This is a genomic window from Ruegeria aquimaris (genome assembly GCF_025751555.1).
GTDB lineage: Bacteria > Pseudomonadota > Alphaproteobacteria > Rhodobacterales > Rhodobacteraceae > Ruegeria_B > Ruegeria_B aquimaris.
The window spans coordinates 201,840-222,930 of the sequence record NZ_JAOWLB010000006.1; the positions used below are offsets into that span (position 1 = coordinate 201,840).

Sequence of the window (21,091 nt, forward strand, 5' to 3'; positions counted from 1 at the left end):
TGATGCCTTGCCCGTCCTTTCAGGAGGATAGGGCAGGTATTCGCGCCAGCAAGCACAGCCGAAGCCGCCCGCAGTCGCGGGCGTCTTGGATCCAGCCCGCCGGGCTGTCCAGATACAGTCGGCAGGTTGCGGCGATATCTGCGGCATCCCCCACCGGATCGAGATCGGAAAACACATAACTCGCCCGGCCCGCACCCTGTAACGCGATGGCGACCGGCGCCTCACAGGCTCCGAAACAGGGGTGTTCGGCCAAACCCACACGCGCCGACAGACCGGCTCGGTCAAGCGCCGCGCGCAGCGCGGCACGCTCGGCCTCGATGTCGCGCTCGCCTGCGCAGCTGGAACAAAGGGAAAGCAGGATGTCGGTCATGGCATGCTCAGGGTCATCGGCGCAGATGTGACCGATCCCCCCGGCGCTGGCAAGTCTCAGGCGGAGATTTCCGCCGCCTCGCGGCGCAGCGCCGCCAGAAACCCCGCGACCGAGGGCGACAGGCTGGCCGAGCGGCGCATGGAGACGCCGACCGGGCCGATCGGGATCGGCACCTGCCAGTTCACCCGCGCCAGCGCGCCGGTGCCGATATCGTGGCGCGGCACATGGGCGGGCATGACCGCCAACATGTCTGAACCCACAAGAAGACCCCGGTTGGCCAGGTACGAAACCGATTCCACCGCATAGGCCGGCGCGCCGCCGCCGAGATCGACAAAAACCTGGTCGAGCTGCCGTCTGAGGGTCGTTTCCGCCGGTGGCAGGATCCAGGGAAAGCGCATCAGATCCGCCAGGTCCGGAGCCTCGATGCCGGTCAGGGGATGACCGGCGCGGGCAACACAGATCACCTCTTCGTCGAACAGCCGTTCCTGTTCGATCTCGGCGCGGTGCCGATGCATCGGCAACCGCCCCACCACCAGATCCACATCGCCAGAGCGCAGCGCGGGCATCAGCACTTCGTTGGTGCCCTCAACCAGTTTCACGACCAAGCCGGGTTTTTCGACAACCAGCCGGTGCAGGACACGCGGCAGGAAATCGGCCGAGGCCGCCAGCAGGGTACCAACCACGACGCGTCCGCCATTGCCTTCGTTCAGGTCATCCAGCTCCTGGGCGGCATGGGAAATCTGCGCCAGGATCAGCTTACCGTGGCGGATCAGTGCCTGTCCAAAGACGGTGGGCACCATGCCGCGGTTGGTGCGGTCAAAGAGCTGTACGTCGAAGTCGAGCTCGAGATCCTTGATCAGCTTGGTCGCCGCGGGCTGCGACATGTTCAACGCCTGCGCCGCGTGCAGGATGGAATGCTGTTCGCCGACCGCCACCAGCAGCCGGAGCTGTTTGAGTTTCAGGCGTGTCAACACGCGTTCGACGATGCGGATCTGGGTGCGGCTCATGCTTTTTGCGATACCACGGCGGATTGATATCCGTCAAAGCTATATCCGGATGGTGGCCTGCCGCTGTCGCAGGGCCGCAAGCAGGCTGAGGGCGGTCAGGGCCGAGGACCTGGGATTGCCGGGCAGCGGCAGACCTTCGATCTGGAACCGAAAACGCCCGAATGAGCCTTCGGCGGCAATCTCGTGGATATTGGCGGTGACACCCGGATCGGCGATCAACTCGGCCCGCGTGGCGTCGAGTCCGGCCCCCGCCAACGCTACGGCGGCGGCGACATTGGCATTCTTGGGGTAGGCCTGCGCCGCTTCACGCGCGGTGCCGCTGAAATGGGTGACAGGCCCGGCGAGCGCCTCCAGATCCAGGACCTCTTCGGCGCGGCTGCCGCGCCAGCCCTGCGGCGGTTTGCGCCCGGTATAGGTGACCGCCAGCCCTTGCCCCGTTGCCGCCGCCGACAGCGCATCGAGCGCGCCAATGGCGCCGGAGGCAAGGCAAAGCCGGGTGCCACCCGCACGGGCGGCGGCCTCCAACTCGGCACAGAACCCGGCATCGGCCAGTGCGCCGACCGAAACGGACAGAACCTCGATCCCGGCAGCGAGCGCGGCCAGACCATGTGCACGAAGCCCCGCGTGACCGGCGCAATCGACCAGAAGATCGGGGCGCTCGGGCAGGTCCGCGACCGAAAGAGCCGGAACAACAGAAAGCGCTTCGTGCGCTGCGGCCTCGCGACCCGGCCTGCAAATCGCGCCGGTCAGCTGCGTGTTCGCAGGCAGGTTTGCCGCTACATATGCCGCAATCGCGCCATGCCCTATCAGTGCAATCTTCATGTCTTATCCCCCTGGCCGACTGACAAGGATATTTCACATACCCGACCGCAATTGATATCCTGTTTACAGATACCCGGATGCGTTTTCTCGATTTGCCCCGCGGCGGAAAGGCAGTTCAGGGTTGGCAAAACGCCAAGCTTTCACCGGACCCGCATTGACCGAGACACCGCCATATACCGGACGCCCCATGAACCGGCGCGAAGATCCGCGACTGTTGCGGGGTGAAGGGCAGTATGCTGGCGACATCGCCCTGCCCGACGCACTGCATCTGGCGTTTCTGCGCAGTCCGGTCGCTTGCGGGCAGATTACCCACCTCGAAACAGCCCAAGCAGAAGCGCTGCCCGGTGTTCACGCGGTGTTGACTGCCCAAACCCTTGGGCCAATGGGGGTCTTGGAGGTCAACCCGGCGCTGCCCCTTTGCGACTTGCCGAATTTCCCGATCCTGGCCGCGTCTGATATCGAAGCGGTGGGACAGCCGGTAGCCGCCGTGCTTGCCACAACGGTGAATCAGGCACTGGACGCGGTTGAGATGATCGAAGCCGATATCGAGGAGACCGTCGCCGCGCCGCCACGATTGGCGGCGATGCAACACTGGCAGACCGGCGATACCGCAGCAGCCTTTGCCACAGCGGCGCATGTGGTTCGGGTCCGCAATCAGCATCCGCGCCTCGCCCCCAGCCCGATGGAACCGCGCGCAATCGCCGTCCTGCCCGAAGGCGGCGGCTTGACAGTCTGGTTGTCCACCCAGACGCCGCACCGGGCGCGGGCCGATCTGGCCCGCATCCTGTCGCTCGACCCCGAGCACCTGCGGGTGATCGCCCGCGACGTGGGCGGCGCCTTTGGCATGAAGGCTTCGCTTTACCCCGAAGAGGTGCTGGCGGTCTGGGCCGCGCATCACCTGGGCCGCCCGGTGCGCTGGACCGCAACCCGCAGCGAAGAATTCCTGTCGGCCACCCATGGCCGGGGGCTGACAAGCGAGGGCCAGCTTGCCATCGACAGTGAGGGGCGATTTCTGGCGCTCAAGGCCCGCGTCGAGGCACCGCTGGGCCATTGGCTGCCCAATTCGGCGCTGATCCCGGCCTGGAACGCCGCCCGCATCCTGCCCGGCCCCTATGACATCCCTGCCACCGATCTGGGCACCAGCGCCCGGCGCGCCCATACCGCGCCCACCGGCATCTATCGCGGAGCCGGCCGCCCCGAGGCCTGCGCGCTGATGGAGCGTCTGGCCGATGCCGCCGCCCGCGCCACCGGTCTTGATCCCGCCGAGATCCGCCGCCGCAACCTGCACCGCGTGAACGGCCCACGCGACCTGCCCGCGGGTCAGGTCGAAGGCGCCGATTATGCCACGGCACTCGACCATTTGCTAAGGCTGGCCGATTACCCCGCCTGGTGCGCCCGGCGCGACGCAAGGCGCGCAAAGGGGGCATTGGCCGGGATCGGCCTCGGCTTTTACGTCGAACCTTCGGGCAAGGGTTGGGAAAGTGCGCGCGTGACCCTTGAGGCGGGTTGTGCCACGGTGGAATTTGGCGGCAGCAGCCAGGGCCATGGGCGCGAAACCGCGCTGGCCCAGATCGCCGCCGACGCGCTGGGGCTCACGCCCGCCGATATCACCGTGCTGCATGGCGACACCGCCACCTGCCCGGCGGGCATCGGCGCGCTGGCCAGCCGCAGCACCCCCATCGGCGCCAGCGCCGTGCTCGAGGCCTGCCGCGAGATCATCCGCCGCCGCGACGCGGGCGAGACCGGCCCGATCACAGCCGACACGGTCTATACCGCCCCGGGCGAGGCCTGGGGCCATGGCTGCTACCTCGCCGCGATCGAGGTCGACCGCGACACCGGCGCCCCGCATCTGACCCGCATGGCCTGCCTCGACGATGCCGGGCGGCTGATCAACCCGCTCCTGGCCAAGGGCCAGGTGATGGGTGGCTTTGCCCAGGGCCTGGGCGAGGCGATGATGGAGGCGTTGCATTTCGACGACGGCCAGCTTCTCACCGGCTCGTTCATGGATTACGCGATGCCGCGCGCGGCTGACCTGCCGCCACTCACCATCCACAAGACCGAAACCATCGCCACCACCAACGCGCTCGGCGCCAAGGGGATCGGCGAGGCCGGCACCATCGGCGCCCCGGCGGCGATCCTGAACGCCGCGTTGGATGCGCTGGCGCCTCTGGGTGTGACCGATCTGCAGATGCCGCTTACCAGCCTGTCGCTCTGGCAGGCGATCACCAATACAAGCAAGGGACATGAGACATGAGATACGCCAAGAGCGAGGCCAAGGACCATGCCCGCGAACATCTGCGCGGCATCTGGGCCGCGGCGCTGAACCCCTTTGCCGAGGATCTGACGTTTGACGAGGCGGGCTTTCGCCGCAATATCCGCCACTGGGTCGATGATCTGGGCATCGCGGGCCTCTTCATCTGCGGCAAACAGGGCGAGTTTTTCTCGATGTCGCTGGAGGAGCGCAAGCGCAACCTCGAGGTCGCGGTCGAGGCATGCGCCGGGCGCGCGGGCACCATGATGTCGGTCTCGGACCAGAATTTCGACACCGTGCTCGAACTGGCCCGCCATGCCCAGGATGTGGGTGCCGACTATATCGTGGTGCACGCGCCGGTGCTGCATTTCGTGCATGACCGCGACGCGCTGCTCTACGAATATTACAAGGTCATCAGCGAGGCGGTCGATATCGGTATCGCCATGTGGAGCCACCCCGACAGCGGTTACCTGATGAGCCCCGAGCTGTGCGCGCGCATTGCCGATCTGCCTAATGTGGTGGCTATCAAATACTCGGTCCCGCGCGAGATGTATGCCCGCCTGACCGAGCTGGCGGGCGACCGGATCCAGGTCTCCACCGCCTCCGAAGAGGAATGGTTCGACAATATCGTGGAACTGGGCTGGCGGCTCTATCTTTGCTCCTCACCGCCCTATCAGCTGCAAACCGCAAACGACCGGCGCATGCATGACTATACCCAACTGGCCTTTGCCGGCCGTATCGACGAGGCGCGCGCGATCCGCGACAGCCTCGACCCGGTGCGCCATGCGATCAAATCGACCAAACCGGGCAGCAAGCCGCAAGCACATGGCAAATACTGGCAAGAGCTGCTGGGACAGACCGGCGGGCGGGTGCGCTTTCCCATGCAGGAACTGACCGAGGCGGAAAAATCCGCCACGCGCGCCGCCTTTGAGGCCTGCGGCCTGCGCCTCTGACCCTTCATTTCGCCCAAAATACTCCGGGGGAGTCGCGCAAGGCGCGACGGGGGCAGCGCCCCCTCCCCACCCCCACTAAAGCAGAACCTCGATGAGGTTTGGTCCCGCCTCGGCAAATCCCCGCTCCAGCGCCTGCGCAAACTCCTCGGCCCGCTCGACCCGGACAGCAGGCACACCAAGGCTTTGCGCCTGCCCGACCCAGTCGATGGCAGGCCGCTCCAGGCTTAACATGTCGAGCGCGCGCGGGCCGGGGTTCATCACCCCCACCCCCGACAATTCACCCAGCAGGATGCGATAGCTGCGATTGGCCCAGATCACCACGGTGATATCCAGAGCTTCACGCGCCATGGTCCACAAGGCCTGTGGCATGTACATGGCCGAGCCATCGCCGGTCAGCGTCATCACCTTGCGGTCCGGGCAGGCGAAGGCGGCCCCGATGGCGGCGGCGAGGCTGTACCCGATGGAACCACCGCAATTGTTGATCCATGTATGCGGCGCGGCGCCCAGGGTGGCGCCGTGAAAGGCGCGGCCGGTGGTCACCGACTCGTCCAGCACGATGGCGCCTTCGGGGATGTATTGGCCCAGCACGGCGGCTACACTCTCGGGCGTGTTAGGGCCGCTGACCGATCCCGGCGCGACAGGCGGCGCGAGCACCGGATCGGTGCCAGAGCCGCCCACCGCCTGTTCCAGCCCGGCCAGCGCACCATCCAGATCGGCGGCCCAATCGGCCAGCGCGATGATCTCTGCCTCTGGATGGGTCAGCACGGCGGGTTTGCCCGGATAAGCGAAAAAGCCGATGGGGGGCCGCGCGCCCAGCAAAACGATGCGGCGGAAGCGCGACAGCGCCTCCAGCGCCATGTTGATCGGATAGGGCACGCGCGCCACCGGCACCCGGCCCGCGCCCCGTTCCATCCGCGCATTGGCCCATTCCGACAGCAACGCGCAGCCGGTTGCCGCCGCGATGCGGCCAGCACGTTCCAGATTTTCCTCGGTCAGCGCTTCGCCCCCGAGCAGCAACAGGCTGTCAGGCCCGCTCAGCGCAACTGCCGCCTGTTCCAACGTCTCGGCCTCAACCGGCGCCCGCGCAGGCACCGGCAAGGCGGGCGCGACCTGCCCGCCCGGGGTCCAGGCCGTGTCAGACGGCAGGATCAGCGTTGCCACCTGCCCCGGTGCGCTGCGTGCCGCCTGTACCGCACGGGCGGCATCGCGCCCCACATCCGCCGCCGACAACGAGGTCTCGACCCAATGCGACACCGGCCGCGCCAGCCCCTCGATATCCGCCGTCAGCGGCGCGTCCAGCTCCAGATGGCTGGCCGCGTGCTGGCCCACGATATTGACCACGGCCGATCCGGCCTTCTTGGCGTTGTGCAGGTTCGAGATACCGTTGGCCAGTCCCGGCCCCAGATGCAGCAGCGTCGCCGCCGGTTTGCGCGCCATCCGGTAGTATCCATCCGCCGCCCCGGTTGCGACCCCTTCGAACAGCGCCAGGATCGAGCGCAGGCCCGGCACCTGATCGAGCGCCGCCACAAAATGCATCTCGGAGGTGCCGGGATTGGTGAAACAAGTATCGACCCCGCTTTGCAGCAGGCTGCGCACCAGGCTTTCGGCGCCGTTCATTTCGCTCATCACCCTCACTCCTCGCAATTGGGGTGAGCCTAGGCGGCGCGCGGCGTCACGTAAACTGTGCACGATAACGTGAGCGCGCACAGCGCCCAAATCTGGCATCATGGGTCCAGCAAAGGAGAGACCCACAATGCGCCTTGCCGTCCTCGCCCTGATCGCCCACCTTGCCCTGCCCGCGCTCGCCGCCGATCTGACGCCGCGCCCGGGCTGGGCGGTGCACGCCACGACCAAGACCCATGCACAACTGGTCGAGGACACCCGCGCCGCGATCACCGCAAACGGGTTGGGCATCGTTACCCAGGCAGGCCCGACCGAGGCCGCCGCCCGGCGCGGCATCATCATTCCCGGCAACCGGGTCATTGGCGCCTTCAACAACGATTTCGCGGTGCGGGTGCTGGCGCTGTCCACCGCCGCGATGATCGAAGCGCCGATCCGCTTCTACGTCACCGAAAACGCCGACGGCTATGCCACGCTGGGCTACAAGCTGCCCTCGCAGGTCTTTGCCCCCTATCTGGACGAGGGCGGTGCCGAGCTGGCCGCCATTGCCGCCGAGCTGGACTCGCGGTTTGCGGCGGTGGCGGCGCAGGCAATTGCCTCACAGTGACGTGACCCCCCTTGCCTTCGGGCGCAGGCTCCGCAATCTCGGCCAGAACCGATCCCTGTAACGGAGCCCCACCATGTCAGACCCCCTTCCCCGCGCCGCCGACCTGCTGGCCCGGCGGCTGTACGAGGCGGGCTGCCGCCATGCCTTTGGCATGCCCGGCGGCGAGGTGCTGACGCTGGTCGATGCGTTGGACAAGGCGGGGATCGCCTTTCATCTGGCCAAGCATGAGAATGCCGCCGGTTTCATGGCCGAGGGGGTGCATCATCGCGATGGCGCGCCCGCGATCCTGCTGGCGACGCTGGGACCGGGGGCGATGAACGGGGTCAACGTGGTGGCCAATGCGTTGCAGGACCGGGTGCCGATGATCGTGCTCACCGGCTGTGTCGATGCCGACGAGGCGCTGACCTATACCCATCAGGTGATGGACCATGCCCAGGTGTTCCGCCCGATCACCAAGGGCAGTTTCCGCCTGACCGCCGAAGGCGCGGATATTATCGCCGACAAGGCGGTGTCGCTGGCGATGCAGCCCCGGCCCGGCCCGGTACATATCGACGTGCCGATCGGCGTGGCCGATACCCCGGTACGCGAGACAAGGCGGCGGCGGCTGACCTCGGCGGCCCCGGTGGCGCCCGGCGGCACCTGTCTGGAAACCGCCCGCCGCTGGGTCGCTGAGGCACGCCGCCCGCTGGCGGTGATCGGCCTCGACGTGCTGGCGGACAACTCGAAATGTGTCCTGCAAGCCTTTCTGGAACATTTCGAAATTCCCTTTGTCACCACCTACAAGGCCAAGGGTATCCTGCCCGAAGATCACCGCCTTTGCCTCGGCGGCGCGGGCCTGTCACCACTGGCAGACAGCCACCTGCTGCCGCTGGTCAAGGCCGCCGACCTGATCCTGTGCCTGGGCTATGACCCGATCGAGATGCGCCCCGGCTGGCGCGAGGTCTGGGACCCCGAAAACCAGCGGGTGATAGACATCTCGGCTGTGGTCAACGACCACTACATGCATCAGGCCGGGATCAATATCGTTGCCGATACCGGCGCCACGCTGGAGGCCATCGCGAAGGGCACGCCGGGGCATGCCACCTGGCCCGCGGGCGAGCCGCAGGCGGCGCGCGCCGCGCTCGCCCGCGCCTTTCCCGAAGACGAGGTCTGGGGCCCCGCCGCCATCATCGCCGAGGCCCGCGCCGCCCTGCCTGCTGGCACGCTCGCCACCGCCGACAGCGGCGCCCATCGCATCCTGCTGAGCCAGATGTGGCGCTGTGACGAGCCGCGCGGGCTGATCCAGTCCTCGGGACTGTGCACCATGGGCTGCGCCCTGCCGATGGCGATTGGTCTGAAACTGGCCGCGCCCGACCGCCCCGTGATCAGTTTCACGGGCGATGCCGGGTTCCTGATGGTCGCCGGAGAGCTGTCGACCGCCGCCGAGATGGGCGGCAACCCGATCTTTCTGGTCTTTGTCGATGCCAGCCTGTCGCTGATCGAGCTGAAACAGCGCGGCCGCCAGTTGCCCAATCGGGGCGTCGATTTCGGGCATCACGACTTTGCCGCCATCGGCCGCGCCTTTGGCGGGCATGGACACACCGTACGCTCGCGGGCAGAGTTGCGCGCGGCGCTGGAAGCGGCGCAGGCAGCGGACCGCTTCACGGTGATCGCCGCCGAAATTGCACGAGGGGATTACGATGGCCGGATCTGAACAACCCAAAGGGCCGCTCGACGGGGTGCGCGTGCTGGACCTCAGCCGCATTCTGGCGGGGCCGACCTGTACCCAGCTGTTGGGTGATCTGGGCGCCAATGTGATCAAGATCGAGAACCCCGGTTCGGGTGGCGATGACACGCGGCAATGGGGGCCTCCCTATGTGACCGACTCCGAGGGCAACCCCAGCGACCTGAGCGCCTATTTCATGGCCGCCAACCGCAACAAGAAATCGGTGGCGCTGGATATCTCGACACCCGAGGGGCAGGCACAAATCCGGCGTCTGGCGGCCCATGCCGATATCCTGATCGAGAATTTCAAACCCGGCGGGCTGGCAAAGTACGGGCTGGATTATGCGAGCCTCGGCCCCGAGTTTCCCGGCCTTGTCTATTGCTCGATCTCGGGATTTGGTCAGACCGGCCCCAATGCCTCGAAACCGGGTTATGATCTTATGGCCCAAGGGTTTGGTGGCATCATGTCGCTGACCGGTGAACCCGATGGCGCGCCGATGAAGGTGGGCGTGGGTATCGCCGACGTGATGTGCGGCATGTATGCGACCGTGGGAATCCTCGCGGCGCTGCATCACCGCCAGCGCACCGGCGAGGGCCAACATATCGACCTGGCGCTAGTCGATGCGCAGGTGGCCTGGATGATCAACGAGGGTGTGAACTATCTGACCAGCGGCGTCCTACCCCAGCGGCGCGGCAATGCCCATCCCAACATCATGCCCTATGACGTCTATGCCACCTCGGACGGGCATGTGGTGCTGGCGGTGGGCAATGACAGCCAGTTCCGCCGTTTCTGCGGATTTCTCGACCTGGGCGCGCTGGCCGACAACCCGCGCTTTGCCACCAACTCGGCGCGGTTGCAAAACCGCGCCGAGTTGGATGCGCTGCTGCGCCCGGCGCTGGCGGCGCGCAGCATGGCCGACGTGATCGCGGGGCTCGAGGCGCTCAAGGTCACGGTGGGGCCGGTCCAGACCATCGACCAGGTCTTTGCCAGCGATCAGGTCGCGGCCCGCCAGATGCAGATCGACATGAAGGCCGAGCCCGGCCCGGTACACCTGATCGGCAACCCGCTGAAACTGTCGCGCACCCCTGTCACCTATCGCAAGGCGCCGCCGCGTTGCGGGCAGGACACCGAATCCGTGCTCTCCTCGGACGATCCGTTCACGGACTGAAACATCGCCTGTCCCTAGGCGGCAAATTGCTGAAACAACAGGGGCATTCGGCGGCTTTTCCCCCATTTTCCGCACACGCGCTTTCACCAATTCGCGAGCGACGTCGATCCTGATACGGGGCTCCAATAGACTTGGCAAAGGCGCGAACAGCCACCCTTTGCAAGGAACGGACCCGGTATGAGAGACGATGTTTTTGGACAGACCAACAGCCTGACCCGCGCGGACAGCGCCGAGGCGTGGGACGGAGTTCTGCTGGGCTTCATGGCCCATGCGGCAGTAACCCCGCAGCATCTGGCGCGGGTGTTGGAACTGGAACCGGATTTTGCCCTGGGCCATGCCATAAAGGGCCTGTTCATGCTGCTTCTGGGTCGGCGCGAGATGACCCCGGTCGCGGTTGAAGCGATGGCCGCAGCCGAGCGCGCGGCCGATGCGCACCCGGTAACGCCCCGCGAGGCGCATTACCTGGCGGCGCTGCGCCATTGGCTGGCGGGCAATCCCAGCCGGTCGGTGCAGGAATTCGAGGCGATCCTGCGCGCGCATCCCGACGATACGCTGGCGATGAAGCTGAGCCACGCCACCCGGTTTGTGCTGGGTGATCCGGCCGGAATGCGCCGCTCGATCGAGCGGGTGATGCCCGCCTATGCCCCCGATCACGCCGGGCGCGGCTATCTGCTGGGCTGCCATGCCTTCGCGCTCGAGGAAACGGGCGCCTACGACAAGGCCGAGATTGCCGGGCGGCAAGCGCTGTGGATGGTCTCGGACGATGCCTGGGGCCTGCACGCGGTGGCGCATGTGCATGAAATGAAAGGGCAATCCGAACAGGGGCTGGAATGGCTTGCCGGGCGCGAGGCGGCCTGGTCCCATTGCAACAACTTTCGGTATCATGTCTGGTGGCACAAGGCGCTGATGCATCTGGACCAGGGCCAGATTGATCATGTATTCGATCTCTACGATTCAGTGATTCGCAAGGATAAGACAGACGATTATCGGGACATATCTAACGCCACCTCGCTGCTGTCGCGGCTCGAGCTTGAAGGCGTAAATGTCGGAGACCGCTGGGAAGAACTGGCCGATCTAAGTGCTGCGCGCACCGAAGATGGAAGCCTGATCTTCGCAGACCTGCATTACCTGCTGGCCCTGACGGGGGATACCCGCGAAGAGGCCATCTCGCGAATGCTGCAGCGGATTAAACGCGATGCAGACAAGGCCAATTGCGATGTGACCCGTCGCATGGCCGATCCCGGAATGAATGCCGCGCTGGGGCTTGAGGCCTTTGGCGATGGAGATCATGGACGGGCCTTCGATCACTTGCTTGCCGCGCGCGGCAACATGCAATTGGCCGGAGGCAGCCATGCCCAGCGCGACGTATTCGAACGGATCACAATCGACGCCGGGCTGCGAGCCGGTCGCCTGGATGCGGTGGAACGCATCCTGGACGACCGCCGAAGCAAGCGATGTGGACATGAAGACAACTATGCCCTTGCCCGCCGTGCCCTGATCGAGGCCGGCAAAGGGGGGCGCGGCATGCATAGCGTGCCTGCCGAATAACGTGACTGAGAAGGACCCAACACGCATGGCGACGATTTCGCCCGTATCGGATTTTGCACCGGCCACGACCCGCGTCGTGGCTCCCGCCTCTACGCGCGATCTGCGGCTGGATTTCTATCGCGGGATCGCGATGTTCATCATTCTGGTCGCTCATATCAGCGACAACCCCTGGGCAAACTGGATTCCCGCCCGGTTTGGCTTCTCCGACGCGACCGAAATCTTCGTGTTCTGCTCGGGCATGGCCTCGGCCATCGCATTCGGCGGCGCTTTTCTGAAAAAGGGCTGGGTGATGGGCAGCGCCCGCATCGTGTTCCGCATCTGGCAGGTCTATTGGGCACATATCGGTCTGTTCTTTTTCACCGCGATGTGTATGGCCGCACTGGACCTGTCGGCCCTGTTCGACCGCAGCTATGTCGATGCGCTGAATCTCCAGCATTTCTTTGGCGACCCGGCACCGCAGATCGTGGGCTTGTTTACGCTCACCTACGTTCCTAATTACTTCGACGTCCTGCCGATGTATCTGGTTGTTCTGGCGATGATGCCGTTGATGATGGGGCTGCAAAAGCTCGGGTTCTGGGCAATGGCGCTGGCCTCGGTGCTGATTTGGGCCGTGGCACAGACGGGTGCGCTTGCACTGCCGGCCGAACCTTGGTCCGAGCGGCAATGGTTCTTCAGCCCGTTCGGCTGGCAATTGCTGTTCTTCACTGGTTTCGCCTTCATGCGCGGCTGGATTCCCGCGCCGCCCGTCAGCAAGACGTTGATCTGGGTGGCGGTCCTGTTCGTTGTCCTGTCCGCGCCGTTCGGATCATGGAAAGTCTTTCTCTGGGTCGAGGCCTGGAATCCGGCGGTGGCCGATGACATCCGCGCGACCTGGCCGCTGACCGCAGAATACCGCGACAAGACCGATTTTGGCCTGCTGCGCTACATGCATTTCCTGTCTCTGGCCTATCTCGGCTGGGTCGTGGCCGGCGACAAGGGCGTGCGTCTGCTGCCGACCGGAGACGGCGCCCTGGCGCAGCTTTGGCAGCAGGTCTTGAACGTGATCGTCAAAGTCGGTCAGCAATCGCTGGCGGTCTTTGTCTTCTCGATGGCTGTCGCGCGCCTGCTGGGTGTGCTTCTCGATCTCTGGGGCCGCGACCCGTTCCCGGTTCTGTTCGTCAATCTCATTGGCTTCATCTTGATCACTGGCGTCGCCTATGGCGCTGCCTGGTTCAAATCTCATCCCTGGAAATCACGGAAATGACCCTTACCCGCCGTTCCTTTCTGGCCTCGGTCTCGCTGCTTACTCTGGCGCCGAGGGCCTTTGCGGCAACCCCTGCCGAACCCTTTGACCACACGTTGGTCAAGTCCATGGCCCGCGATCTGGCCAGCCGCCCCTATCAGATGCGCGCGGATGTGCCCGACGCATGGAAGGCGCTGACCTATGAGGAATACCGGTCGATCCGGTTCCGCATCGACCACGGGCTCTGGGCCGGAACCGAGACCCCGTTCAGCGTGGATTTCTTCGCCCCCGGGCTCTATTTCCCGCGCGCGGTGCAGATCCATTTGGTCGAGAAAGGGATGGCGCGTCTGGTAGGCTTTGACCTGTCGATGTTCGACAAGGGACCCGAGGTCCCTGCCCTGCCCGCCGACGAGAACCTGGGGTTCTCGGGCCTGCGGCTGCGCACGGAAATGCATCGCCCCGGCGAGACCGACGAATTCTGCGTGTTTCAGGGCGCAAGCTACTTCCGCGCCATCGGATTGAACGAGAATTATGGTCTCTCGGCGCGCGGCCTCGCACTGAAGACTGGCGATCCGGATGGCGAGGAATTCCCCGAATTCATCCGCTTCTGGCTGGAACGCCCCGTACCGGGGCAGCGCAACATGATCGTGCATGCCTTGATGGACAGCCCCTCGGTTGCAGGGGCCTATCGGTTCGACATCACCCCCGGCGAGGATTGCGTGATGGAGGTCGAGGCGACGCTGTTCCCGCGCGAGGACCTGACCCATGCGGGTCTGGGCGCGCTGACCTCGATGTTCCTGTTTGACGCCAGCAACCATATCCGGTTTGACGATTTCCGCCCTGCTGTGCATGACAGCAACGGGCTCTTGATCCGGAACGGTGCCGGAGAGGTGATCTGGCGCCCGCTGGCCAATCCCCGCGCGCTTCAGGTGTCGTCCTTTGTGGACGAGAACCCGCGTGGCTTTGGCCTGATGCAGAGGGCGCGGGAGTTTTCCGATTTTGCCGATCTGGAAGCCAATTACCATCGCCGACCGGGCCTGTGGGTCAAGCCGATGGGCGACTGGGGCAAGGGGGCAGTCACCCTGGTGGAGATTCCCGCCGATCAGGAGATCTATGACAACATCGTCGCCTATTGGCGTCCGGCCGAACCCTATGCGGCTGGCAGCGAGGTTACCCTCGAATACCGTCTAACCTGGGGCGAAGAGCCGCATCGGACCGCGCTGCCGCGCGTGATCCGGACCGCGATGGGCGAGAAGACCTTTGGCGAGGGCCGACTGGTGGTCGTCGATTTCGAGGCCAGCCCGCTGTTTGACGATCTGGAGGCGCTGGAACCGGTGGTTCAGTCCCCCCATGCCGAGATCGCGGCGCCGATCCTGCAACGCAACCCCGATACCGGGGGCGCGCGGCTGGCGTTTTCCTTTGTCCCCGGCGAAACGGAACTGGTTGAGTTGCGCGCGCAGCTGCGCCGCGACAGTGAACCCGCCTCCGAAGTCTGGCTTTACAGGTGGACCGCGTGATGAAACACGAATTGCGGATCATGCCCTCACCGGCGCCCCTTCCGATGCAGGCGCAGGATTTCAACACCGGGTTTCGTGACGCTCAGGCCCCGCAGGAAGTGGCGGCACAAGGTGTCGCGCTTTGGCGGGTACTGGCGTTCTCACCGGCGATGGCCGCGACCCTGGGGTTGCTCTGGGTGATGGGAGACTGGTTTTCGGACGCCGGGATCTCGCTGATCGAAGGTATCCTGCTGGCCCTGATCGCCTTCAACTTCTTCTGGATCGCCTTTGCTGTCAGCACGGTTCTGCTGGGCGTGTTCTCCCTATCCCGGCAGGGACCCCGGGTTCGCGCCGACAAGGTGCAGCGCCTGCGCGTGGCCCTGCTGATGCCGGTCTACAACGAGGTTCCTTGGTATGTGCTGGGCAACGCGCGCACCATGCTTGAAGAGCTGAAATCGCGTGGTGGCCAGCATGAATACGCCATGTTCATACTGTCGGACACCCGCGACGACGCCATTGCCGCACAGGAACAGGCCAGCGTCGAGGCGCTGCGCACAACGCTGGCCCCTGACCTCGCGCTATACTACCGCCGCCGCGAACAGAACACTGACCGCAAGGTCGGCAACATCGCCGATTGGGTCAGCACCTGGGGCGGGGCCTGGGATGCGATGCTGGTGCTGGACGCCGACAGCCTGATGACCGGCCGCGCGATCGCGCGCCTGACCGACGCGCTGGCCCGTGACCCCGCCGCCGGGCTGATTCAAAGCTTTCCGCAACTGATCGGTGCACAATCGGTGTTTGCCCGGATGCAGCAGTTCGCCAATGGCGTCTATGGCGCCGCCTTTGCCGAGGGCATGGCCCGCTGGTGCGGACAAGAGGGCAACTATTGGGGCCATAACGCGATCATCCGCACCGCCGCTTTCGCCAATTGCGCGGGCCTGCCCAAGCTGCGCTCGCTGTCGGGGCGTGAAAAGCTGATCATGAGCCATGATTTCGTCGAGGCGGGATTGTTGCGCCGGGCCGGCTGGGCCGTGCGCTTTCTGCCGCGCATCCGTGGATCATACGAGGAAACCCCGCCGACCCTGATCGACCATGTGCTGCGCGACCGCCGCTGGTGCCAGGGCAACCTGCAACACCTGAACCTGCTGACCGCGCGCGGCTTCCGCTCGATCTCGCGGTTCCACATGTTCCATGGCGCCATCGGCTACCTGATGTCACCGATCTGGTTCGCGCTCCTGGTGATGTGGGCGCTGATCGGTCACGGCGAGGACGGCTCGGTGCTGCAATATTTCAGCCCCGAAAACCCCCTGTTCCCACAATGGCCGGACATGTCCGAAGGCCGTCATGTGGTGATCATCGTTGTCATGTACGCCATGCTGTTGCTGCCCAAGCTGCTGGGGATCGCAGCGCTGCCGCTGAGTGGCGCCCGTTACTCCGATTTCGGCGGGGCGGGCCGGTTCCTGCTGTCGTTCCTGTCCGAAGTGATCCTGTCGATCCTTTACGCCCCCATCCTGATGGTCCAGCAGATGATCGCGGTGTTCCGCACCATGCTGGGCATCCAGAAGGGATGGTCTCCACAGGCGCGCGACGGCGGCACCTATGGCCTGACGACGCTGATCACCTGTCATGCGCTCGAAACCGTCAGCGGGCTGGCGCTCTGCGCCGGTATCGCTCTGGGGCTGGTCTCGGTCTGGCTGGCCCCGATTGCGTTCAGCCTCGCCCTTGCGGTGCCGCTATCGGCCCTGTCGGGTGTATCGGCGGGCACGGCACGGCGCCTGATCGGGATGCGCGAGGAATACCGCGAACCGGCGATCACGCGGGCCGCGCGGTCTTACCGGACCGAACTGAAGTCGCTTCTGGAGCACGGTACCAGCGCGCATCCGGCAGAATGATCCCGGCGCTGGGCGGTCACTGACCGCCCAGCGCCTCGTACCAGTCGACCATCATATCGGCCCAGCCTTCGGGGACCATATGCCCCCCGGGGAACAGAGCGAACTCTATTACCCCGCCCGGATCACAACTGGCCCAGACACGACGCTGAAACGGGCCGGTGACCGAGTAACTGTCCGGCTTGTGATCGAGGCAGCCGTTGACGCTGCGCCAGAGTTCCAGACCGGCAAAGATGTCACCCTGCTGAAACCGGCCAGCGCCCAGGATGCGCCCTTCGAGCGGCACCACAGGATCGCTCCAGCCATGTGTATGCAGCAGCCGTACCGGACCCTTGCAGGTCTCGGGCTGCGGGCGCCAGAACCCGCCCGAGACCGGCACATAGGCGGAGTAGGCATCGGGCGTGGCGCAGGCCAGGTAGTTGACCATGAAGGCGCCTGCCGAAAATCCCCCCAGTACCACGCGATTTGGGTCCAGCCCGAACCGGGCAACCGCATCCGCGGTGACGCTTTTCAGAAAGGCGGCCTCGTCCCGCCCCTCCCAGCCCGGGAAGAAATTCCAGCTGCGCTTGCCGGTTCCCGCGGGCCGGATTGCCCCGTCCGGGGCGACCACCGCCCATCCCCGGGCCAGCAGCGGTGCGACGAGCCGTTCATTGCTGATCGGACCCGCGCCCTCTCCGCCATGCCCGTGCAGGAACACCAGTACCGGGGGGCTTTGGGCCTCGGGCAAGACAACATGATAGGTGCCGCCTGCAATTTCACAGGGCTCCGGTTTGTCCGCGCATCCGGCGGAAACCGTCGTTGCAGACACCGCCAGTCCCAGAACCGCACATATCCCACGGATCATTATCCGCGCTCCTCATAAACCGTCACCGGAAGGTCAGACCGAACCCACCCTGGCCCCGCGCGCGATCCAAGCATCCCCTCGGGAACGTCGATGATATTGCCGAATCCCGCCGCGCTCAACCGGTTGGCAAGCCGCGCCGAGCGTACCCCGCGGGCGCAGATCAGGGCAATCGCCTGGTTTCGGTCGCCCCCGGCCAGGTCTGCAAGCGCCTCGGCAAAATCCTCGCGCCGCATGTCGAGCGGGTGGGCTCCCTCGCCGATGCCCGTCGCGCGCCATTCGTCCGGACGCCGGATGTCGATCAGCAAAACCTTGCCTTCGGTCGCCTGCACATGCGCCTCGGCGACCGTGAGCGCCCCGCCCGCAAAATCCTCGGGCGTCAAGAGATACTGGCGCAGGCTAAAGCCGAGGACAATCGCGACTACGAGGCCAAGCCAAATCCAACGAGGCGTTTTCCGAGACATGCGCCCTCCTACAAATGTGCTTATCGCCATTATGTCAGGAACAGGTTCTATCACTTCAGGCCCGGCTTCGCCTGATCCCAACAGGTCGGGTACGATCAACAATTCGTCAGCCGAAGATGCATGTTACACTCTGTCGCAACAAATCTCTGAACTTTGCAACCTTGCAATACCGGGCAAGGACATAAATTATCGCTGCAAAGCAACATAAACAAAAAAGACCAGCAGCGGAGAAATAGACGGTGTCCCTTTTCCTGATCGCCGCCCTGCCCTTTCTCGGGGCGATCTTTCCGGGTCTGCTGATCCGGGCGGGCCGAAATGCCTCCGCCTCGGCAGCGGGTCTGGCCAGCTTCCTCGCCTTTACCGGGTTGATGATCCACGCGCCCGCCGTGTTACGCGGAGAAGTAGTGACCGCGCGGTTCGACTGGCTGCCCGGGTTGGGGCTGAACGCCAATTTCATGCTGGACGGGCTGGGCTTTCTGTTTGCGACGCTGATCCTGGGGATCGGCATGCTGATCATCCTCTATGCCCGTTTCTATCTGTCCCGGCATGATCCGATGGGGCAGTTCTATACCTATCTCCTGTTGTTCCAGGGCGCGATGGTGGGCATCGTCCTGTCCGACAACATCCTGCTTTTGCTGGTTTTCTGGGAACTGACCTCGCTCAGTTCGTTCCTGCTGATCGGCTATTGGAAGCACCTGCCCGCAGGCCGCCAGGGCGCGCGCATGGCGCTGGCGGTTACCGGATCGGGCGGGCTGGCGATGATCGCGGGCATGCTGATCCTGGGCCATATCGTTGGGTCTTATGACCTGAGCGTGATCTTGCAGAACAAGGAGGCGATCCAGGCCTCTCCTTGGTACCTGCCCGCGCTGCTGCTGATCCTCTTGGGCTGTTTCACCAAATCGGCGCAGTTTCCGTTTCATTTCTGGTTGCCGCACGCGATGGCCGCACCAACACCGGTATCGGCCTATCTGCATTCGGCAACCATGGTGAAGGCGGGTATTTTCCTGATGGCGCGGATGTGGCCGGTGCTGGCTGGCACGCCCGAGTGGTTCTATATCGTCGCAACCACCGGGCTGGTGACCATGGTCGTGGGCGCGGTCATTGCACTGTTCAAGGACGATCTCAAAGCGCTGCTGGCCTTTTCGACCGTCAGCCATCTGGGGCTGATTACCATGCTCCTTGGCTTTGGCACCAAGGTTGCAGCGGTGGCGGCAATGTTCCACATCGTCAACCACGCGACATTCAAGGCGGCCCTGTTCATGAGCGCGGGCATCGTGGATCACGAAACCGGCACGCGCGACATCAAGCGCCTGGGCGGGCTCAGGCACCTGATGCCGGTCACCTTTGGCATCGCGACGATTGCGGCCCTGTCGATGGCGGGGATACCGCCGCTGAACGGGTTTCTCAGCAAGGAAATGATGCTCGAAGAGGCGTTCCATACTACATGGCTCGACAGCCATATCGTGATACCGGGACTGGCGGTGTTTGCCGCGCTTTTTTCGGCGGCCTATTCGTTCCGCTACATCTCGCATGTGTTCCTGGGTCCGAAACGGCAGGACTATCCGCATCCGCCACACGATCCCGGCCCAGGCCTGTGGCTGTCGCCCGCGATCCTGGTATTCCTGGTCGTGATCATCGGCCTCAACTCGGCCACCGTTGCCGGTCCAGTGGTCAGCGCCTCGGCGCAGGCGGTGATTGGTGGTGAGTTGCCCTATTTCAAGCTCAAGCTCTGGCACGGCTTTACCCCGGCACTTTACATGTCGATTATCGCGGTGTTGGGAGGCCTGCTGTTGCTGGGCCTGCACCGGCATCTGGAACGGGTGTGGAACACCCTGCCCCGCCCCGAAGCCAAGGCGATCTTTGACGCGGTGATTGACGTACTGACCCGACTGTCGCGGGCGGTCACCGACGGGCTGCACAACGGGGTCATCAGCCGCTATGCCGCGATCATGATCGCGTTCACCGTCGGCATCGGCTATTACGCTTACGCGACCGGTACCACCGGGTTGCCAACCCGGGTGCCGCTGGAGGCACCGATCATTCCGATCATCGGCTGGATCTGCCTAGTGGGCGCAACGCTGGCGATCATGTGGTTTCATCGCAACCGATTGCTGTCGCTGGTGCTGATCGGGGTGGTCGGCCTGATCGTCTCGATGGCCTTCAACTATCTGTCGGCCCCCGATCTGGCGCTGACCCAGATCTCGGTCGAGGTGGTGACGATGATCCTGCTGCTGCTGTCGCTGAACTTCATGCCGACCAAGACACCGGTGGACAGCACCACGGGGCGCAAGCTCCGGGATGCGGCGATCTCGATTGTCGCGGGTCTTGGTGCTGGTGGGCTGATCTATGCGCTGATGGTGCGGGATTTCGCATTTCCCACCATCTCGGGCTATCATCTGGCCAATTCCTACAAGGGCGGTGGCGGCACCAACGTGGTCAACGTGATCCTGGTGGACTTCCGCGGTTTCGATACCTTCGGCGAGATCATCGTGCTGGGTATTGCCGCGCTGGTGATCTTTGCGCTGGCGGAATCGGTCCTGTCCAGCAATGTGCGCGCCTATCTCTTGAACCGCAAGCCACACTGGCCGCAGTCGGGCGATTCGCATCCGATGATGATGGTGGTGGTGACCCGGGTCATGATGCCCATCGCGCTGATGGTCGGTGCCTATATCTTTTTCCGTGGTCACAACCAGCCGGGTGGCGGATTCATCGCCGGTCTGGTGGTCGCCATCGCCTTTCTGATGCAATACATGGCCAGTGGTTACACCTGGACGATCGAGCGGCAGCGGTTCTATTACCACGCGACCATCGGCTGGGGCGTTCTGATCGCGGCGGCCACCGGCCTGGGCGCCTGGTTCAACGACATGCCCTTCCTGACCAGCGATTTCGGCTATCTGCACTGGCCGCCGCTGGAAGAGTTCGAATGGGCCACCGCGATGCTGTTTGACACCGGCGTGTTCCTCGCCGTCCTGGGGGCGGTGCTGCTGGCGCTGGACAGCCTGTCGCGCTTTGCCTGGCAGCCCGGCATACAGCAGGAATACCCGATGGACATCAACCCGCAACGCGATGCCCCTCCAGTGCCTGGCCCCGGGCCCGATACCGTAATCGCCGTGGGAAAGGAGACCTGA

The 21,091-nt window shown here is 64.8% G+C and carries 16 protein-coding genes; 10 read left to right on the plus strand and 6 right to left on the minus strand.

Going from position 1 to position 21,091, the window contains the following annotated elements:
- Nucleotides 1-19: 19 nt before the first annotated feature.
- The 3 genes from OE747_RS11315 to OE747_RS11325 are packed head-to-tail and all read right to left on the minus strand — an operon-like array spanning nucleotide 20 to nucleotide 2,199.
- Nucleotides 20-370, minus strand: coding sequence for a DUF1636 domain-containing protein (locus OE747_RS11315; RefSeq protein WP_263828709.1), 351 nt, complete (start codon nucleotides 368-370; stop codon nucleotides 20-22).
- A 56-nt stretch (nucleotides 371-426) separates the two neighbouring features.
- Nucleotides 427-1,377 carry a LysR family transcriptional regulator gene (locus tag OE747_RS11320; protein ID WP_263828710.1) on the minus strand — a complete coding sequence of 317 codons (951 nt, stop codon included), beginning with the start codon at nucleotides 1,375-1,377 and terminating at the stop codon, nucleotides 427-429.
- 39 nt (nucleotides 1,378-1,416) lie between these two features.
- Complete coding sequence (locus tag OE747_RS11325; protein WP_263828711.1) at nucleotides 1,417-2,199, minus strand: aspartate dehydrogenase; 783 nt, start codon at nucleotides 2,197-2,199, stop codon at nucleotides 1,417-1,419.
- A gap of 187 nt (nucleotides 2,200-2,386) precedes the next feature.
- Here OE747_RS11325 and OE747_RS11330 point away from each other — a divergent pair, with 187 nt between their 5' ends.
- Entirely contained in the window at nucleotides 2,387-4,453 is a 2,067-nt protein-coding gene (locus OE747_RS11330) for a xanthine dehydrogenase family protein molybdopterin-binding subunit (protein WP_263828712.1), read from the plus strand.
- Nucleotides 4,450-5,403, plus strand: coding sequence for a dihydrodipicolinate synthase family protein (locus OE747_RS11335; protein WP_263828713.1), 954 nt, complete (start codon nucleotides 4,450-4,452; stop codon nucleotides 5,401-5,403). The genes OE747_RS11330 and OE747_RS11335 overlap by 4 nt, the downstream gene beginning before the upstream one ends.
- A 75-nt stretch (nucleotides 5,404-5,478) precedes the next feature.
- On the opposite strand, the gene OE747_RS11340 is transcribed toward OE747_RS11335, so the two are convergent.
- A complete protein-coding gene (locus tag OE747_RS11340) occupies nucleotides 5,479-7,029 on the minus strand; it encodes an acetolactate synthase large subunit (RefSeq protein WP_263828714.1) in 1,551 nt (516 codons plus the stop codon).
- A 127-nt stretch (nucleotides 7,030-7,156) separates the two neighbouring features.
- Here OE747_RS11340 and OE747_RS11345 point away from each other — a divergent pair, with 127 nt between their 5' ends.
- From OE747_RS11345 to mdoH, 7 genes are all read left to right on the plus strand, one after another.
- Nucleotides 7,157-7,630 carry a DUF302 domain-containing protein gene (locus OE747_RS11345; protein ID WP_263828715.1) on the plus strand — a complete coding sequence of 158 codons (474 nt, stop codon included), beginning with the start codon at nucleotides 7,157-7,159 and terminating at the stop codon, nucleotides 7,628-7,630.
- A 73-nt stretch (nucleotides 7,631-7,703) separates the two neighbouring features.
- Nucleotides 7,704-9,323, plus strand: coding sequence for a thiamine pyrophosphate-binding protein (locus tag OE747_RS11350; RefSeq protein ID WP_263828716.1), 1,620 nt, complete (start codon nucleotides 7,704-7,706; stop codon nucleotides 9,321-9,323).
- Nucleotides 9,310-10,503 carry a CaiB/BaiF CoA transferase family protein gene (locus tag OE747_RS11355; protein WP_263828717.1) on the plus strand — a complete coding sequence of 398 codons (1,194 nt, stop codon included), beginning with the start codon at nucleotides 9,310-9,312 and terminating at the stop codon, nucleotides 10,501-10,503. Before OE747_RS11350 ends, OE747_RS11355 begins: the two co-directional genes overlap by 14 nt.
- Nucleotides 10,504-10,680: 177 nt before the next feature.
- Entirely contained in the window at nucleotides 10,681-12,051 is a 1,371-nt protein-coding gene (locus OE747_RS11360; RefSeq protein WP_263828718.1) for a tetratricopeptide repeat protein, read from the plus strand.
- Nucleotides 12,052-12,076: 25 nt separating this feature from the next.
- Nucleotides 12,077-13,294 (plus strand): OpgC family protein, encoded by a 1,218-nt coding sequence (locus OE747_RS11365; RefSeq protein WP_263828719.1) that lies wholly within the window; start codon nucleotides 12,077-12,079, stop codon nucleotides 13,292-13,294.
- On the plus strand, nucleotides 13,291-14,790 hold the full coding sequence (locus OE747_RS11370) for a glucan biosynthesis protein (protein WP_263828720.1): 1,500 nt from the start codon (nucleotides 13,291-13,293) through the stop codon (nucleotides 14,788-14,790). Before OE747_RS11365 ends, OE747_RS11370 begins: the two co-directional genes overlap by 4 nt.
- Nucleotides 14,790-16,661: a glucans biosynthesis glucosyltransferase MdoH gene (gene mdoH, locus OE747_RS11375; RefSeq protein ID WP_263828721.1), complete on the plus strand. Its 1,872-nt coding sequence runs from the start codon at nucleotides 14,790-14,792 to the stop codon at nucleotides 16,659-16,661. Before OE747_RS11370 ends, mdoH begins: the two co-directional genes overlap by 1 nt.
- Nucleotides 16,662-16,677: 16 nt before the next feature.
- Here mdoH and OE747_RS11380 read toward each other — a convergent pair whose 3' ends face one another.
- Both OE747_RS11380 and OE747_RS11385 read right to left on the minus strand, forming a co-directional pair.
- Nucleotides 16,678-17,502, minus strand: coding sequence for an alpha/beta hydrolase family esterase (locus tag OE747_RS11380; RefSeq protein WP_263828722.1), 825 nt, complete (start codon nucleotides 17,500-17,502; stop codon nucleotides 16,678-16,680).
- The gene (locus OE747_RS11385) at nucleotides 17,502-17,963 is read right to left on the minus strand and encodes a rhodanese-like domain-containing protein (protein WP_263828723.1); all 462 of its coding nucleotides are present in this window, start codon (nucleotides 17,961-17,963) and stop codon (nucleotides 17,502-17,504) included. Before OE747_RS11385 ends, OE747_RS11380 begins: the two co-directional genes overlap by 1 nt.
- 239 nt (nucleotides 17,964-18,202) lie before the next feature.
- Here OE747_RS11385 and OE747_RS11390 point away from each other — a divergent pair, with 239 nt between their 5' ends.
- Nucleotides 18,203-21,091, plus strand: coding sequence for a monovalent cation/H+ antiporter subunit A (locus OE747_RS11390; protein ID WP_263828724.1), 2,889 nt, complete (start codon nucleotides 18,203-18,205; stop codon nucleotides 21,089-21,091).